The 17,531-nt window shown below is 73.2% G+C and carries 11 protein-coding genes; 7 read left to right on the top strand and 4 right to left on the bottom strand.

Annotation, left to right across the window (positions count from 1 at the left end; genetic code table 11):
• Window positions 1–150: 150 nt before the first annotated feature.
• A complete protein-coding gene (lon, locus tag ACIF6F_RS13315; protein WP_399945400.1) occupies window positions 151–2,547 on the bottom strand; it encodes an endopeptidase La in 2,397 nt (798 codons plus the stop codon).
• Between the two features lie 118 nt (window positions 2,548–2,665).
• Entirely contained in the window at window positions 2,666–4,135 is a 1,470-nt protein-coding gene (locus tag ACIF6F_RS13310) for a hypothetical protein (RefSeq protein ID WP_399945398.1), read from the bottom strand.
• Between the two features lie 40 nt (window positions 4,136–4,175).
• Between ACIF6F_RS13310 and ACIF6F_RS13305 the strand changes: the two genes are divergently transcribed.
• Window positions 4,176–4,748, top strand: a complete 573-nt coding sequence (locus tag ACIF6F_RS13305) for a hypothetical protein (protein WP_399945396.1) — start codon at window positions 4,176–4,178, stop codon at window positions 4,746–4,748.
• 40 nt (window positions 4,749–4,788) lie between these two features.
• Here the strand turns inward: ACIF6F_RS13305 and ACIF6F_RS13300 are convergent, their stop codons facing one another.
• Complete coding sequence (locus ACIF6F_RS13300; RefSeq protein WP_399945395.1) at window positions 4,789–5,448, bottom strand: TetR/AcrR family transcriptional regulator; 660 nt, start codon at window positions 5,446–5,448, stop codon at window positions 4,789–4,791.
• Window positions 5,449–5,685: 237 nt separating this feature from the next.
• Here ACIF6F_RS13300 and ACIF6F_RS13295 point away from each other — a divergent pair, with 237 nt between their 5' ends.
• The 6 genes from ACIF6F_RS13295 to ACIF6F_RS13270 all read left to right on the top strand — a co-directional run bounded on the left by ACIF6F_RS13295 (window position 5,686) and on the right by ACIF6F_RS13270 (window position 14,395).
• Window positions 5,686–6,075, top strand: a complete 390-nt coding sequence (locus tag ACIF6F_RS13295; RefSeq protein ID WP_399945393.1) for a hypothetical protein — start codon at window positions 5,686–5,688, stop codon at window positions 6,073–6,075.
• A gap of 315 nt (window positions 6,076–6,390) precedes the next feature.
• Window positions 6,391–7,452: a 5'/3'-nucleotidase SurE gene (gene surE / locus ACIF6F_RS13290; protein WP_399945392.1), complete on the top strand. Its 1,062-nt coding sequence runs from the start codon at window positions 6,391–6,393 to the stop codon at window positions 7,450–7,452.
• Between the two features lie 203 nt (window positions 7,453–7,655).
• A complete protein-coding gene (locus ACIF6F_RS13285; RefSeq protein WP_399945389.1) occupies window positions 7,656–8,324 on the top strand; it encodes a spermidine synthase in 669 nt (222 codons plus the stop codon).
• Between the two features lie 76 nt (window positions 8,325–8,400).
• A complete protein-coding gene (locus ACIF6F_RS13280; protein ID WP_399945386.1) occupies window positions 8,401–9,138 on the top strand; it encodes a response regulator transcription factor in 738 nt (245 codons plus the stop codon).
• The gene (locus ACIF6F_RS13275; RefSeq protein WP_399945383.1) at window positions 9,135–10,199 is read left to right on the top strand and encodes an ATP-binding protein; all 1,065 of its coding nucleotides are present in this window, start codon (window positions 9,135–9,137) and stop codon (window positions 10,197–10,199) included. Before ACIF6F_RS13280 ends, ACIF6F_RS13275 begins: the two co-directional genes overlap by 4 nt.
• Window positions 10,200–10,459: 260 nt before the next feature.
• Window positions 10,460–14,395, top strand: a complete 3,936-nt coding sequence (locus tag ACIF6F_RS13270) for a multifunctional oxoglutarate decarboxylase/oxoglutarate dehydrogenase thiamine pyrophosphate-binding subunit/dihydrolipoyllysine-residue succinyltransferase subunit (protein ID WP_399945380.1) — start codon at window positions 10,460–10,462, stop codon at window positions 14,393–14,395.
• A gap of 77 nt (window positions 14,396–14,472) precedes the next feature.
• Here ACIF6F_RS13270 and fxsT read toward each other — a convergent pair whose 3' ends face one another.
• On the bottom strand, window positions 14,473–17,466 hold the full coding sequence (fxsT, locus tag ACIF6F_RS13265) for an FxSxx-COOH system tetratricopeptide repeat protein (protein ID WP_399945378.1): 2,994 nt from the start codon (window positions 17,464–17,466) through the stop codon (window positions 14,473–14,475).
• Window positions 17,467–17,531 lie beyond the last annotated feature (65 nt).

Genomic DNA, 17,531 nt, shown 5'->3' with positions numbered 1-17,531 from the left:
CGCTCCCCTCACGTGGTGTCCCCGGCCGCCGGGGAACACCAGTATCGGGCAGGGGGGCGCGGGTGTCCGTACACCCGCGCCCCCCTTGGGACCTTCATCGGCCGCGCGGCCCCGGACGGCGTACGCCGCCCCGGCCGGCGGACCGGCCCGTCAGGCGGCCGCCGCCACCGGCACCTCCGCCTCCGCCAGGGCCAGCTCCAGCACCTGCCGCACGTCGGTGACCGGGTGCACGTCGAGGGTGTCCAGCACCTCCGCCGGCACGTCGTCCAGGTCCGGCTCGTTCCGCTTCGGGATGATCACCGTGGTCAGTCCGGCCCGGTGCGCGGCCAGCAGCTTCTGCTTGACCCCGCCGATCGGCAGCACCCGGCCGGTCAGCGAGACCTCGCCGGTCATCGCCACGTCGGTGCGGACCTGCCGCCCGGAGAGCAGCGAGGCCAGTGCCGTGGTCATCGTGATGCCCGCGCTCGGCCCGTCCTTGGGGACCGCGCCCGCCGGGAAGTGGATGTGCACGCCCCGGTCCTTGAGGTCGGCCACCGGCAGCTCCAGCTCGGCGCCGTGCGAGCGGAGGAAGCTCAGCGCGATCTGCGCCGACTCCTTCATGACGTCGCCCAGCTGGCCGGTGAGGGTCAGCCCGGCCGCGCCGGTCTCCGGGTCGGCGAGCGAGGCCTCGACGAACAGCACGTCACCGCCCGCGCCGGTGACGGCCAGCCCGGTCGCCACGCCCGGCACCGCGGTGCGCCGCTCGGCGGGGTCCTGCGCGGACTCCGGCACGTGGTGCGGCCGCCCGATCAGCGCCCGCAGGTCGTCGGCGCCGATGTGGAACGGCAGCTCCCGCTCGCCCAGTTCGTGCTGCGCGGCCACCTTGCGGAGCAGCCGGGCGACGGACCGCTCCAGGGTGCGGACGCCCGCCTCGCGGGTGTACTCGCCGGCGAGCCTGCGCAGCGCGTCCTCGCCCAGGGTCACCTCGTCGGCGCCGAGCCCGGCCCGCTCCAGCTGGCGCGGGAGCAGGTGGTCGCGGGCGATGACGACCTTCTCGTCCTCGGTGTAGCCGTCGAGCCTGACCAGCTCCATGCGGTCGGCGAGGGCCTCGGGGATGGCCTCCAGCACGTTCGCCGTCGCCAGGAACACGACGTCGCTGAGGTCCAGCTCCACCTCCAGGTAGTGGTCCCGGAAGGTGTGGTTCTGCGCCGGGTCCAGGACCTCCAGCAGGGCGGCGGCCGGGTCCCCGCGGAAGTCGGAGCCCACCTTGTCGATCTCGTCCAGGAGCACCACCGGGTTCATCGACCCGGCCTCCTTGATCGCGCGGACGATCCGGCCGGGGAGCGCGCCGACGTAGGTGCGCCGGTGGCCGCGGACCTCGGCCTCGTCGCGTACGCCGCCCAGCGCCACCCGTACGAACTTGCGGCCCATGGCGTGCGCCACGGACTCGCCGAGGGAGGTCTTGCCGACCCCCGGCGGACCGACGAGCGCCAGCACCGCGCCGCCGCGACGGCCGCCGACCAGGCCCATGCCTCGGTCGCCGCGCCGCTTGCGCACGGCGAGGTACTCGGTGATGCGCTCCTTCACGTCGTCCAGGCCGGCGTGCTCGGCGTCGAGGACGGCGCGGGCGCCCTTGATGTCGTACGCGTCCTCGGTCCGCTCGTTCCACGGCAGTTCGAGGACGGTGTCGAGCCAGGTCCTGATCCACGAGCCCTCGGGCGACTGGTCGCTGGACCGCTCCAGCTTGTCGACCTCCTTGAGGGCGGCCTCGCGGACCTTCTCGGGCAGGTCGGCGGCCTCCACGCGGGCGCGGTAGTCGTCGGACTCCTCGCCCTCGGCGTCGTCGTTCAGCTCGCGCAGCTCCTTGCGCACCGCCTCCAGCTGACGGCGCAGCAGGAACTCGCGCTGCTGCTTCTCCACGCCCTCCTGCACGTCCTTGGCGATGGACTCGGCCACGTCCTGCTCGGCGAGGTGCTCGCGCAGCCAGGTGATGGCGAGGCGGAGGCGGGCGACCGGGTCGGCGGTCTCCAGCAGCTCGACCTTCTGGGCGACCGTCAGGAAGGGCGAGTAGCCGGAGTTGTCGGCGAGCGCGCCGACGCCTTCGATCTGCTGCACCCGGTCGACGACCTGCCAGGCGCCGCGCTTCTTCAGCCAGCTGGTGGCGAGGGCCTTGTACTCCTTGACCAGCTCGGCGACCGAGCCGGGCAGCGGATCGGGCACGTGCTCGGCGACGGTCTCGCCCTCCACCCAGAGCGCGGCTCCGGGCCCGGTGGTGCCGGCGCCGATGCGGACGCGGCCGCGGCCGCGGATCAGGGCGCCGGGGTCGCCGTCGGAGAGCCGGCCCACCTGCTCGACGGTGCCGAGCACTCCGGTCGCGGCGTACGTCCCGTCGACCCGCGGCACGAGCAGCACCCGGGGTTTCCCGCTGCCGGAGGCGGCCTGCGCCGCCTCGACCGCGGCCCGCACCTCACCGTCCGTCAGATCGAGCGGCACGACCATGCCGGGCAGCACGACCTCGTCGTCGAGCGGCAGAACGGGCAGCGTGAGCGTTGCGGACGTCGAAGCCATGATCTTCCCTCCGGCAGTGAAGTTGAGCTATGCCGACTCAATGCGTGTGAGCCCCCGCATGTTCCCCACCCCCCGTTCGCCGTCGGCGAACACAGCGTGACGGTGCCGTTCTTGCCGGTCAGCGGCCCCGGGGCGGGCGGGGGCATTCGCCCGGGCGGGCGTACAGCGTGATGGCGGCGCCGTGGGTGCGGCGGTGGGTGCAGAGGTCGAAGTGGGTGATCAGGGTCTGGCGTTTGACGGCTTCCCTCGGGAGGCGGTCGCGCGGCTGGTCCGGCGGGTCCGAGAGGGCGATCACGCGGGGGCTGTCCAGCAGGGCGGCGCGCAGGTCCGTCGAGGGCAGTTCGGTGCCCTGGAGCGTGCCCGACGCCGCCGGCGAGCGGGCCAGCGCCAGGTCGCGCAGGCCTCCGTACACCTCGGGCGAGGAGAGCAGCCACTCGCGGCGGCGGGCCGGCAGGAAGAGGACCCCGTCCCCCGGCCGGGACAGCTCGCGGACGGCGGCGGCCACCGCCACCACGTCGTCCTTGCGGCTCTCCGGCGTCCGGAGCCACAGCGACCACGGCAGGCCGAGCACCGCCACCAGCAGCACCACCCGCCACCGCGACACCAGCAGGGCAAGGCCCGCGAGGGCGTAGAGGACGTACCGGTCGACGTACCAGGGGTGGACCAGCGAGACCGCCAGCAGCACACCGGGCGGCAGCAGCAGCAACGGCAGCGCCACGCGCGCGCGTTCCCGCTCCGCGCCCCGCGCCAGGAGCAGGCCCGCGCCCGCCGCCACCGCGTACGCGAGCCAGTCCTGCCGGCCCGGCCGCCCCAGCCACCCCAGCTGCGCCCCGGCCTGGCCCGCGGCCACCACGGCGAGCGGCAGCACTCCGGCCGCGACGGCGAGCGCGCACCACCGCCAGGCCCGCCTCCGCCACGCCACCACGGCGTGTGCGGCCATGGCGAGCAGCGCGAACTGGTGCAGCCAGCAGGCGAGGAGGAGCAGGCCGGCGTACGCGACCCAGCGGCCGCGCAGCAGCGCGTACGTCGCCCACACCACGGCCGCGGCGACCAGCGCGTACGAGCGCCCCTCCTGCGCGTACTGCTGCACCGGCGGCAAGACCGCGTACGCGGTCCCCGCCGCCGCGGCCGCCCTCGGCCCGGCGCGGGTCCCCGCGACGGCCGCCACCCCGTACGCGGCCGCGGCCGTGGCCAGCACGGAGGGCAGGCGCAGTGCCCACAGGCCGCCGTCCCACACGCCGAAGACGGCGTGCATGAGGAAGTAGTGCAGGCCGTGAACGGCGTCGACGTTGCCGAGCAGCGCCCACAGCTCGCCGGCGGTGCGGTGGGCCACCTGGTGCGTGACGGACTCGTCCCGCCACATCGCGGGCCCCCGCTCCAGGCCCCAGACGCCGAGGCAGAGCGCGACGAGCCCGGGCAGCAGGGGCAGGGCGAGCCGCCAGGTGCCGCCGCGCCGCACGATGCCGCGGCGCACGGCTGCACGCCACGCGGCGGCCCGCCCGTCGAACTCCCGCCACGGGGCGGGGTCGTCTGCTGTCCGGCTGATGACGGCCTCCGGGAGGTTTCCGTTCGCGGGCGGTGGCTCCATACTCGGTGGTCGGCCAGGATCCACGGTGCGGAGGTGGGGCGTGAGCGCGTTCCGGTCGGTGTCCCTCGTTCGGCGTTCGCTGGCGGTCGCGGCCGTCGTCGGCGCGGCGGTCGCGGGGGCGGGCGGGTGCGGGGCGGGGGACCGGGACGCCGCCATGTCCCCTTCCCCGTCGGCCACTTCGGGCGGCACCCCCTCCCCGGACGACTCCCGGCCGTCGTCCGCGGCACCGTCCGCCGTGCCGTCCACCGGCGCGTCCGACACCCCTTCCGCCTCCCCCGCCAAGGCCGCCGAGCGGCTGGTGTCCGTCACCCGTACCGGGGGGTTCGCGGGCGTGCACGAGAGCGTGCTCGTCAAGGAGGACGGGGCCTACCAGCGCCTCGCGAGCGCCAAGCCCACCGACGGCGGCCGGATGACGCCCGCCGCGCTCGCCCGGCTGCGGGCCGCCCTCGCGGCGGCCGACTTCCCGCGCCAGGAGCGCGTCCAGTTCCCGGAGGAACCGGTGCGGGACGGCTTCACGTACCAGATCGTGCACGGCGGGTACGAGATCGGGGCCGCCGACCCGCTGTCGCCGTCCCTGGCCCGGGTGATCGAGGCCCTGCCCCCGTTCTCCTGAGGGTCCGCGGGCGCCGGGCCCGCGGCGCGGCCGCACCGCCTCAGGCCGCCGGGAGCCCCGTACCGTCCGCGGAGACCGACCGCAGCCTGAGGTCGAGGTACGCGCGCAGGCGCTGCGGCATGTCCGGCAGCGCGGCCGGGTCCAGGATCCACTGGATCTGGAGGCCGTCCATCATCGCGAGCAGTTCGCGGCCGACGCCCTCGCAGTCCGTGCCGGGGCGCAGCTCACCGCTCGCGATCCCGGACTCCAGCAGCTCGACGGTGTCGCCGAGCACCCGCGCGTACCGCTCCCTGAAGTAGTCGTGGGCGGGGTGGCCGGGGTCGCCGGACTCCCCCACGAGGTTGTTGAACATCCGGACGATGCCGGGGCGCCGGGTGTTGTCCCCGGCCAGCTCGACCACCCGGAGGAAGTGCTCGGCGACGGAGGCCGGGGGCTTCGTGAACAGCCGCTCGATGTCGTGCTGCTCGCTCAGCTCCAGCACGGACAGCAGCAGGTCCTCCTTGCTGCGGAAGTGGTGCAGCAGCCCGCCCTGGGTGATCCCGCAGTCGTTCGCGATGCGCGCCAGTGACGAGGCGTGGAACCCGAAGCGCGCGAAGTGCTCCACCGCGGTGTCGAGGATCTTCTGCCGGCGGGCGTCGCCCACCGCGTAGGTCCCCCGGCCTGCGCCGGGCCGGGCCGTCCGCCCCTTGTCCTGTGCCATGCGCGACACCTTAGGCGGTGCCGGAAATGCCCCCCGCCCGCACCCGTTCGTCCGGTTTCGGGCGTGATCTGGATCGCTTTTCCAAAACCTAGCACCTGCTCGGTTTTCGCACTTAGCCTGTGGCCCCGGCCGATCCGCCCCGCCGCCCCGCCCCCTCGGCCCGCCCGACTGGCCCGCCCCATCGGCCCGTTCGCCGACCTCCGGCGCCCGCCGCCCCGCCAGCCCAGGAGTACGCCCATGACCACCCCCGCCTACCGGGACGCCGCCCTCCCCGTCGACCCGCGCGTCGAGGACCTGCTCTCCCGCATGACACCGGAGGGCAAGGCCTGCCAGCTCTGTTCCCTGCTCCGGTACACCACCCCGGAGCCGGCCGGCGAGCGGCTGCTCACCCACTTCGGCCTGCTCGCCCACGAAGCCCGCGAGATGGCCCGCTGGCAGAACGCCGTGCAGGAGGCGGCCGCCCAGACCCGCCTGGGCATTCCGGTCACCGTGTCGACCGAACCGCGCCACGCCTTCACCCACATCGGCATACGGCTACCGCTCCGCCGCGTCCCGACCGGCCGGCCGGCCGCCCGGCACCGCCCGCCGTGTCCCGGCCGGCCCGCCCCCGGACCGCGAGGCACCTGACGGCCTCGCCGCGCGGGTGCCCGTCCACGCCGACGGGCACCCGCGGACCCTCCGCGCGGACGCCGGCCGCTGGGGGTCGTCGCCCTGCGGGGCAGGCCCCACCCCACCCTTCTCCCGTTCACCGGGGCGCGCCCCGGACCCCCTCCGCCCTCAAGACCCGGGCGGGCGGAGCCCCCGCAACGGGTCCGGGCGAAGCCCTGGGGGCACCTCCCAGCCCCGCAGGGCAACGACCCGCACCCGGCACGACACCGCACCCCACCCGAACCGGCACACGACACCCCACCCCACCCGTACCGCTGAAGGGACCGCCACCCCATGCGCGCCAGAACCACCGCCCTCACCGCCACCGCCGCACTGATCGCAGGACTCGGCACCACCGCCTACGCCACCCCGCCCACGCCCGCCCCCACAACGGCACCCGCCCGCCCCCTCGCCGGCATGCGCATCCTGATCTCGAACGACGACTCCATGCAGGCGGCCAAGGCCTCGAACTCCGACGGCCTCGGCCTCTACGAGCTCCGCCGCGCCATCTGCGCCGCGGGCGCAGACGTGGTCGTGATGGCGCCCTGGCAGGTGCAGAGCGGCCGCGGCACCGCCGTCACCAACGGCGGCGTGCTCCACGTCCGGCAGCGCACCGAGTTGCCCGCCGCCTACCGCGGCGACTGCTCGGGCGCCCCCTCGGGCGGCAAGGTCTTCGGCGTCTGCCTGGCCGACGGCCCCTGCGGGCCGGACACCCCGAGCGCCACCCCCGCCGACACCGTCAAGCTGGCGCTGCGCGGCGGCCTGGCGGCCAAGGCCGGCTGGACGGAGGGCCCCGACCTGGTCCTGACGGGCATCAACTCGGGCTGGAACGTCAGCGCGTCGGTCAACGACTCCGGCACCGTGGGCGCGGCCGTGGCCGCCATCGACGCGGGCGTCCCCGCCGTGGCCTTCAGCTCCTCCGGCGACCGGGACTTCGCCTCCTTTCCGCTGGTCAACTACCGGGCCCACGCCGAGTTCGGCGCCCGCTTCGTGGCGGGCCTGAAGGAAGAGGGGCTGCTCACCGACGAGTTCGCGGTCAAGGTCGACTACCCCGACGTGAGCGAGGGACAGCGGGCCAGGCCCCCGGTGTGGACCCGTGTCGGCGACGGGGCGGTCGCCTTCCACGCGTACGAGCAGCAGGGGGCCGGCGACGCCTTCCGGATCGTGCTCGGGCTGTGCGACGGCACCGGCGAGTGTGCCGAGACCCGGCGCGACGCGGACTCCACCTGGGTGCAGCGCGGCCACATCACCGTCGCGCCGCTCACCTGGGACCGCACCTACGGCACCTCCGTCGAGGGCCGCAGGGAACTGAAGCGCCTGGAGCGGTACGTCGAAGGGGGCGCCCCGCGCTCCTGACCCGGGCCGGCACGGGCGCCGGCCCGTGCCGGGGCCCGTCGCCCCCCACCCGCGGCACGGCGGCCGCGGCCCCGGCCACCCGCACAACGCGGCCCCCTCGCCGGAACCCCCGGCGCCGGGGCCGCGTTGTGCCTGGTGCCGACCCAGGCCGACTGGGCCGACCGGGCCGACCGGACCGACCCGGGCGACAGGGAGGAAAAGGCATGACGACGGCGGTGACGCTGGACCGGCGCGAGGGCCCGTACGGAGAGGTCGTCCTGCGCCGGCACGAAGGCCGGTACGAGATCATCGCGAACGGCTGCTTCCTCATGGACACCTCCGACGGCCGCTCGGAACGCCTGCTGGTGGACGCCGCCCTGGCCGGCCTCGACCCGTCCGTGACCGACCCGGCCGTGCTGATCGGAGGGCTGGGCGTCGGCTTCTCCCTGGTGCACGCCGCCGGCCAGGGGCGCTGGGGGCGGATCGCCGTCGCCGAGCGTGAGGGCGCGATCATCGACTGGCACCGCACCGGCCCCCTCGCCGAGCTGACCGCGGGGGCGCTCGCCGACCCCCGTGTCGTGATCCTGCACACGGACCTGGTGGCCCACCTGCACACCTCTGCCGACCGGTACGACGCCCTCTGCCTGGACATCGACAACGGCCCGGACTGGACGGTCACCGACGACAACCAGGGGCTCTACGGCCCGTCGGGACTGGCCGACTGCCGGGCGCGGCTGAACCCCGGGGGGGTACTGGCGGTCTGGTCGGCCCAACCGTCCGCCGCCTTCGAGGAGGCCTTGCGGAATGCCGGATTCCAGCAGGTACGGACCGAAGAGGTGCCGGTTGCCCGAGGCGTCCCGGACGTGGTGCATCTCGGTCGCAACCCCGCATAGCCGCAGGCCGACGGGTCCTCTACGCTGCTCACCGAACACGCCGGATCATTGCTAGGCAACTCCCAGGGGCGGGGCGATGGAACACACACAGACCACCCAGAACGGCGTTGCGGCGACTCCCGGCGCCCAGCGGCGCGTCCTGGTCGTCGAGGACGACCAGACGATCGCCGACGCGATCGCGGCCCGGTTGCGGGCCGAGGGCTTCCAGGTGCAGACGGCCGGTGACGGCCCGGCCGCCGTGGCGGCCGCCGAGAGCTGGCGGCCCGACCTGCTGGTCCTCGACGTGATGCTGCCCGGCTTCGACGGGCTGGAGGTCTGCCGCCGCGTGCAGGCCCAGCGCCCGCTGCCGGTCCTCATGCTCACGGCGCGCGACGACGAGACCGACATGCTGGTGGGCCTCGGCGTCGGCGCCGACGACTACATGACCAAGCCGTTCTCGATGCGCGAGCTGGCCGCCCGGGTGCACGTCCTGCTGCGCCGCGTCGAGCGGGCGGCGCTGGCCGCCCACACGCCGAGAGGCGGCACGCTCCGCCTGGGCGACCTGGAGATCGACCACGCCCAGCGCCGGGTGCGGGTCTCCGCGGAGGACGTCCACCTCACGCCGACCGAGTTCGACCTGCTGGTCTGCCTGGCCGGCACCCCGCGGGCGGTCCTCTCGCGCGAGCAGCTGCTCGCCGAGGTGTGGGACTGGGCCGACGCCTCCGGCACCCGGACCGTGGACAGCCACATCAAGGCCCTGCGCCGGAAGATCGGCGCCGAGCGGATCCGCACGGTGCACGGCGTGGGCTACGCGCTGGAGACCCCGGCGTCATGACGCCCCGGCCCGGGCCGGGGCTCCGCCCCTTCTCGATCAAGACCAAGCTCGGCACCCTCGTGGTCGTCTCGGTCTTCATCACCACGGGCCTGCTGATGGTGGCCCTGCGCACCGAGACCGAGCTGCGGTTCATCACCGTCTTCTCGGTGATCGCCTCGATGCTGATCACCCAGTTCGTGGCGCACGGGCTCACCGCGCCCCTGGACGAGATGAACACCGTCGCCCGGGCCATCTCCCACGGCGACTACACGCGCCGGGTCAGCGGTGCGGGCCGCCGCGACGAGCTGGGCGACCTGGCCGTGACGATCAACAGCATGGCCGACGACCTGGAGGCGGTGGACCGGCACCGCAAGGAGCTGGTCGCCAACGTCTCCCATGAGCTGCGCACCCCGATCGCCGCCCTGCGGGCGGTGCTGGAGAACGTGGTGGACGGCGTCTCGGCGGCCGATCCCGAGACCATGCGGACGGCACTGAAGCAGACCGAGCGGCTGGGCGGCCTGGTCGAGACCCTGCTGGACCTGTCCCGGCTGGACAACGGCGTCGTCCCGCTGCGGGCCCGCCGCTTCGAGGTGTGGCCCTACCTGTCCGGCGTGCTGAAGGAGGCCGGCCTGGCTGCGGGGCGGCGCGGGCTGGTGTCGGGCTCGGGGAACCACGCGCGGGCCGACGTACACCTGCACCTGGACGTGTTCCCGCCCGAGCTGACCGCGCACGCGGACGCCGAGCGGCTGCACCAGGTGGTGGCCAACCTGGTCGACAACGCGATCAAGCACAGCCCCCCGCACGGCCGGGTCACGGTCCGCGCCCGGCGCGGCGAGCGGCCCGGCAGCCTGACGCTGGAGGTCCTGGACGAGGGCCCCGGCATCCCCGAGTCCGAGCGGCACCGGGTCTTCGAGCGGTTCAACCGGGGCAGCGCCACGGGCGGCGACGGAGGCACCGGGCTCGGTCTGGCGATCGCCCGCTGGGCGGTCGGGCTGCACGGTGGTGACATAGGCGTGGCCGAAAGCTCGCGCGGTTGCCGGATCCGGGTCACCCTTCCGGGAGTACCCAAAGCAGCAGGTTGACGTAGGGTTCGAACAGGGAAGCTCATGATCTCGGCCACACCGTGCCGGGGATCAGGTCAAGGGTGCGGCCAGATGGCCGCAACCTCGATCGCGCGTACGCAAACCAGGCTTGTTTCCCGCCATTTCCAGCGGTGAAACCCGCCGTTCGATGTGACTTGCACGACGTAAGTCCCGCCCGGCCTGCATGACCCCGCGGGGGAGGCGTAGCCTTTATTCCCGCTGTCCACCACCTTGTGAAGCGGAAGAGGGCGGTTGCCGCCGTGTCGCCACAGTCCCCGAGTAACCCGAGCACCACGTCCGAACCAGAGGGCGGGAAGAACCCCGCCTCGGGCTTCGGCGCGAATGAGTGGCTCGTCGACGAGATCTACCAGCAGTACCTCCAGGACCCGAATTCGGTCGACCGTGCCTGGTGGGACTTCTTCGCCGATTACAAGCCCGGTGGGGGCGCCTCCGCACAGGCCGCTCCCGCGCAGGCTGCACCCGCCCCCGGTGCGGGCACCGGCTCCACCGGAGCGGCTGACACCGCGCCCTTCGTTGGCACCGACGCCACCGCCACGGGGGCGGCCGGCGCCGCGACCACGACGGTGACCTCCCAGGAGCCCGCGCCCGCGCCGGCCCCTGCTTCTGTTTCAGCTCCTGCCTCTGCTCCTGCCACCCCCTCTGGTGCTCCCGCTGTGACTGTCACGTCTCAGGCCCCGGCCGCCGCACCGGCCGCGCCTGCTCAGGCCACCCCTGCCCCCGCTGCCCCCGGTGCGAGCACCGGCTCCACCGGAGCGGCTGGCGCCGCGCCCGGCGCTGCGGCCACGCCCGCCACCGAGGCCCCCGCAGGCCCCGAACTGGTGACGCTCCGCGGCCCGGCCGCGGCCGTGGCGAAGAACATGAACGCCTCCCTCGACGTCCCGACGGCCACGTCCGTCCGCGCCGTCCCGGTGAAGCTGCTGTTCGACAACCGCATCGTCATCAACAACCACCTCAAGCGCGCCCGGGGCGGGAAGATCTCCTTCACGCACCTGATCGGCTACGCGATGGTGCAGGCGATCAAGGCCATGCCGTCGATGAACTACTCCTTCCAGGAGAAGGACGGCAAGCCCACCCTGGTCAAGCCGGAGCACGTGAACTTCGGCCTCGCGATCGACCTGGTGAAGCCGAACGGCGACCGCCAGCTCGTCGTCGCCGGCATCAAGAAGGCCGAGACCCTGAACTTCTTCGAGTTCTGGCAGGCCTACGAGGACATCGTCCGCCGCGCGCGCGTCGGCAAGCTGACGATGGACGACTTCACCGGCGTGACGGTCTCCCTGACCAACCCCGGCGGCCTCGGCACCGTCCACTCCGTGCCCCGCCTGATGCCCGGTCAGTCGGTCATCATGGGCGTCGGCTCCATGGACTACCCCGCCGAGTTCCAGGGCACCTCCCAGGACACCCTGAACAAGCTGGGCATCTCCAAGGTCATGACCCTGACCTCGACCTACGACCACCGGGTCATCCAGGGCGCGGCCTCCGGCGAGTTCCTCCGCATCGTCGCCAACCTGCTGCTCGGCGAGAACGGCTTCTACGACGACGTCTTCGAGTCGCTGCGCATCCCGTACGAGCCGGTCCGCTGGCTCCGGGACATCGACGCCTCGCACGACGACGACGTCACGAAGGCCGCCCGCGTCTTCGAGCTGATCCACTCCTACCGGGTCCGCGGCCACGTCATGGCCGACACCGACCCGCTGGAGTACAAGCAGCGCAAGCACCCCGACCTGGACATCACCGAGCACGGCCTCACCCTGTGGGACCTGGAGCGCGAGTTCGCGGTCGGCGGCTTCGCCGGCAAGTCGATGATGAAGCTGCGCGACATCCTCGGCGTGCTGCGCGACTCGTACTGCCGCACCACCGGCGTCGAGTTCATGCACATCCAGGACCCCAAGCAGCGCAAGTGGATCCAGGACCGCATCGAGCGCCCGCACACCAAGCCGGAGCGCGAGGAGCAGCTGCGCATCCTGCGCCGCCTGAACGCCGCCGAGGCGTTCGAGACCTTCCTGCAGACGAAGTACGTCGGGCAGAAGCGCTTCTCCCTGGAGGGCGGCGAGTCCGTCATCCCGCTGCTGGACGCGGTCATCGACTCCGCGGCCGAGGCCCGCCTCGACGAGGTCGCCATCGGCATGGCCCACCGCGGCCGCCTGAACGTGCTGGCGAACATCGTCGGCAAGTCGTACGCGCAGATCTTCCGCGAGTTCGAGGGCAACCTCGACCCGAAGTCGATGCACGGCTCCGGCGACGTGAAGTACCACCTGGGCGCCGAGGGCACCTTCACGGGCCTCGACGGCGAGCAGATCAAGGTCTCGCTGGTCGCCAACCCCTCCCACCTGGAGGCCGTCGACCCGGTCCTGGAGGGCGTCGTCCGCGCCAAGCAGGACGTCATCGGCAAGGCCGGCACGGACTTCACCGTCCTGCCCGTCGCCCTGCACGGCGACGCCGCGTTCGCGGGCCAGGGCGTGGTCGCCGAGACGCTGAACATGTCGCAGCTGCGCGGCTACCGCACCGGCGGCACGGTCCACATCGTCATCAACAACCAGGTCGGCTTCACCGCCGCCCCGACGTCCTCGCGCTCCTCCATGTACGCCACCGACGTGGCCCGCATGATCGAGGCGCCGATCTTCCACGTCAACGGCGACGACCCGGAGGCCGTGGTCCGTGTCGCGCGGCTCGCGTTCGAGTTCCGCCAGGCGTTCAACAAGGACGTCGTCATCGACCTCATCTGCTACCGCCGCCGCGGTCACAACGAGGCCGACAACCCGTCCTTCACGCAGCCGCTGATGTACGACCTGATCGACAAGAAGCGCTCGGTGCGCAAGCTCTACACCGAGTCCCTCATCGGTCGCGGCGACATCACGCTGGAAGAGGCCGAGCAGGCGCTGCAGGACTTCCAGGGCCAGCTGGAGAAGGTGTTCGCCGAGGTCCGCGAGGCCGCGGCCAACCCGGCGGTCGCCGCCCCGGCGCCGGCCGTCCAGCCGCAGTTCCCGGTGTCGGTGCCGACGGCGATCTCCCAGGAGGTCGTCAAGCGGATCGCCGAGTCCCAGGTCAACGTCCCCGACCGGATCACCGTCCACCCGCGCCTGCGCCCGCAGATCGAGCGCCGCGCCGCGATGATCGACGAGGGCACGATCGACTGGGCGATGGGCGAGACCCTCGCGTTCGGCTCGCTGCTGCTGGAAGGCACCCCGGTGCGCCTGTCCGGCCAGGACTCGCGCCGCGGCACCTTCGGCCAGCGCCACGCGGTGCTCGTGGACCGCGAGACCGGCGAGGACTACACCCCGCTGCTCTACCTCTCCGAGGACCAGGCGCGCTACAACGTCTACGACTCGCTGCTCTCCGAGTACGCGGCCATGGGCTTCGAGTACGGCTACTCGCTGGCCCGCCCGGACGCGCTGGTGCTCTGGGAGGCGCAGTTCGGTGACTTCGTCAACGGCGCGCAGACCGTCGTCGACGAGTTCATCTCCTCGGCCGAGCAGAAGTGGGGCCAGACCTCCGGCGTCACGCTGCTGCTGCCGCACGGCTACGAGGGCCAGGGCCCGGACCACTCGTCCGCCCGCCCGGAGCGCTTCCTCCAGATGTGCGCGCAGGACAACATGACGGTCGCCATGCCGACGCTGCCGTCGAACTACTTCCACCTGCTGCGCTGGCAGGTCCACAACCCGCACCACAAGCCGCTGATCGTCTTCACCCCGAAGTCGATGCTGCGTCTGAAGGCCGCGGCGTCCAAGGCGGAGGAGTTCACCTCGGGCTCGTTCCGTCCGGTGATCGGCGACTCCTCGGTGGACCCGAACGCGGTCCGCAAGGTCGTCTTCACCTCCGGCAAGGTCTACTACGACCTGGACGCCGAGCGGCAGAAGCGCGGCGTCACGGACACCGCGATCATCCGCCTGGAGCGCCTGTACCCGCTGCCGGGTGCGGAGATCCAGGCCGAGATCGCGAAGTACCCGAACGCCGAGAAGTACATCTGGGCGCAGGAGGAGCCGGCGAACCAGGGTGCGTGGCCGTTCATCGCGCTGAACCTGATCGACCACCTCGACCTGGCGGTCGGCGCGGACATCCCGGCCGGCGAGCGGCTGCGGCGCGTGTCGCGTCCGCACTCCTCGTCCCCGGCCGTCGGTTCCGCCAAGCGCCACCAGGCGGAGCAGGCGCAGCTGGTCGCCGAGGTCTTCGAGGCCTAGGCAGCACGTGCGGAAGGCCCGGTCCCCCGAGGGACCGGGCCTTCCGGCGTTTCCGGGCCGGGCCGGAAGGGAGCGGCCTACGGCTGCGGTTCGAAGTCCCAGTACGGCCGCACCCGCTGGCGGGCGGACACGGTGTGGACGTGCTGGGTGCCCAGCGTCCGCGTCAGCATCCGCAGTGCGTCGTCCTCGTGCTTGCCGGCCTCCTCCATGCGGCCGAGCAGGCGCAGGTCGGCGGCGAGGGCGATCTGGGCGCTGAGCACCATGGGGTGTTCGCCGCCGAGTACGGACTCGGCGGTGCGCAGGGTGTCGCGGCTGAGGTCGAGGGCGTCCTCCAGGCGGCCGGTGATGTTGCGGCAGCCGGCTGCGTTGATGGCGCAGCCCAGGGTCCACGGGTGGCGGTCGCCGAGGGCGCCCCGCATGCCGACGAGAGCCTGTTCGCTGAGGCTGAGGGCCTCTTCGCGCTCACCCTGGGCGCGCAGGACGAGCCCGAGGTTGCCGACGGTGCCGATGCTGAACGGGTGGGCGAGGCCGAGCTGGGTCTGGTAGCCGCGTACGACGTCCTCGGAGATCCGCCGGGCCTCCTCGATGTCCCCGTACTCGCGCAGGTAGGTGGCGTAGTCGGAGGCGACCATGAGGGTCCACGGGTAGTCGGAGCCGAACACCCGGGTGGAGCGTTCGAGGACGCTCCTGAGGCGGGCTCCGGCCCCGGCGATGTCGCCGGTACGGCGCAGGCACAGGCCGAGGTTGTGCTCGGCGCGCAGGGTCTGCGGGTGGTTGGTCCCGAGGACCTGGACGTTGAGGCGCAGGCCCTGTTCGAGGCGGCTGAGGGCCTCGCGGTAGCGCCCGGTGAGGCGCAGGTTCATGGCGCACGCGATGCCGGAGCTGAGGGTGGCGATGTGCCGTGGTTTCAGGACGCGTTCGCGGCGGCGCAGGGTGTCCAGGTCGAGGTCGTAGGCCTCCTGGTAGCGGCCGAGGAGGCGCAGGGCGGACGCCAGGTTGCTCTGTTCGTTGAGGGTGGTGGAGTCGTCCTCGCCGAGGAGTTCGCGGTAGGTGTCGAGGATGCCGGCGAAGAGCTCGCGGGCGTTCTCGTACCGGGCCATGCGGAGCATGACGGCGCCGTGGGAGCTGAGGGCGCGCAGGGTCTCCAGGTCGCGGTCGCCGCGTTCGGCGGTGAGGTGCTCGACGCGGGCGCGGCTGAGGGCTTCGGCCCGCTTGACGTGGCCGAGCATGCGCAGGGCGCCGCCGTAGTGGTAGCTGAGTTCGCGTACCTGGTCGTGCTGGTCGCCGAGCATGGCGCGCCAGACGCCGTCGGCCAGTTCGGACAGGCGGAGGCAGGTGCGGTACTCGCCGGCGAGGAGCAGGTAGCGCAGGCAGTGCAGGAAGAAGGTCTGGATCCGCGGGTTGGTGCTGCTGATGACGCCGGAGGGTTCGAGGTGCGGGATGAGTTCGGCGTACCGGGGCCAGCGGCGGGAGTCGGAGGGGCGGCCGGGGTCGGCGGCGGCCAGTACCTGGCGCACGGCGCGGGCGAGCGGTACGGCCTCCTCCTCGCCGAGGTTCTCGCGGACGATCGTGTGGACCATGCGGTGCAGCTGGACGCTCTCCAGGCCGCCGCCGCCCTCGTCGACGGCGAGGTCGGAGTATTCGAGGCGGACCACGGAGAACTGCACGAGCTTGTTGAGCGCGGCGTTCCAGCGGATCTGGTCGTTGATGAGGCCGGAGAGCTCTTCGGGGACGTCGTCGGCGGTGAACTCGCGCAGCAGGCGCAGGGGTACCGGGCCGGGGGCGAAGAAGACGAAGAGCCGGAGCAGGGCGAGGGCGTCCGGGTAGTTCTCGCGGACGTTGTTGAGGAGTATGGCCAGCGCCGTGGGGAACGGCAGCGGGTAGTCCTCGGAGAGGGTCACGGCCTCGGGCGAGTCCAGGCGCCGCTGGAGGAGGGTGAGGTAGTCCCCGACGGTGAGCGGTGAGGCGGCGAGCCAGCCGGCGGTCTGGTCGAGGGCGAGGGGGTAGTCCTCCAGGGCCTCGGCGAGCTGGTCGGCCTCGTCGGGGCTGAGGCGCTGGGCGCGGCGGCGGATGAAGGTGATGGACTCGGGCCGGGCGTAGAGGGGGACCTCGACGAGGCTGGTGTGGCGGGCGGCCCAGTCGCGGTTGCGCGAGGTGATGATGACGTGGCCGGGGCCGCTGGGCAGCAGGTCGGTGAGGTCGTCGGGGTTGTCGCAGCCGTCGAAGACGATGAGCCAGCGGCCGTACGGGCTGCCGCGGCGGAGTGCTTCGAGGGTGGCGCGGATCTGCTCGCCGTAGCTGCCGGTGCCGAGGGGCAGGTCGAGGGCGGGGGCGAGGTCGGCGAGGCGTTCGCGGAGGGTGGGGCGGTCCTCGGCGGGGACCCACCAGACGATGTCGTACTCGGAGGCGAAGCGGTAGGCGTACTCGGTGGCGACCTGGGTCTTGCCGACGCCGGAGAGGCCGAGGAGGGTGACGGCGGCGGCGCCGGACGGGGCCTGGACGAGGGCGTTGCGGAGGTTGCCGATGACGTCGTTGCGGCCGGTGAAGCGGGGGTTGCGGCGCGGGACGCGGCCCCAGACCTCGGGCGGGTCGTTGGGGAAGCGGGGGCCGCGGCGGCCGGACTCGGTGCCGATGCGGTCGGTCGGCAGGTCGAGGCGGCGCAGGACGCGGTACTCGGCCTCGTAGGCGTCGATGCCCCAGAGTTCGACGTGTTCGAGGGCGGCGGTGGCGGCGGGGAGCTGGGCGTCGGTGAGGCTGACGGCGGCGAAGCGGTCGGGGTGGTTGCCGGTGACGGTGCGCAGGGCGGCGTTCCACTCCTCCACGGTGTGGGTGCCGACGGAGAAGTAGCGCTCGCTGAGCACGATCAGGACGCGGCCGCTGGCGCGGGCGAGGTCTTCGAGGGCCTCGGTGAGTCCGGGGCTGCGCTGGGGGTCCCAGCGCTGGAGGGTCGCGCGGTGGCCGTGTTCCTCCAGCCGGTGGGCGATCCACGCGGCCCAGGGGCGGTTGAAGCCCGCGAAGCTGATGACGAAGTGCTGGGGTGCGCCTTCGCGGTCCTGCCGACTACCAGTCATGCGACCGTCTCCAAGTGGGGTTCCCCCGGACGGTGGTGCGGGGGAGGGGCCTGGACGGGGGGAAA

It is taken from the genome of Streptomyces sp. NPDC086023, assembly GCF_044540325.1.
In the GTDB taxonomy this organism is placed as follows: domain Bacteria; phylum Actinomycetota; class Actinomycetes; order Streptomycetales; family Streptomycetaceae; genus Streptomyces.
Note: the sequence above shows the minus strand (reverse complement) of the source record. Positions and strands in the feature narration are given on the sequence as shown.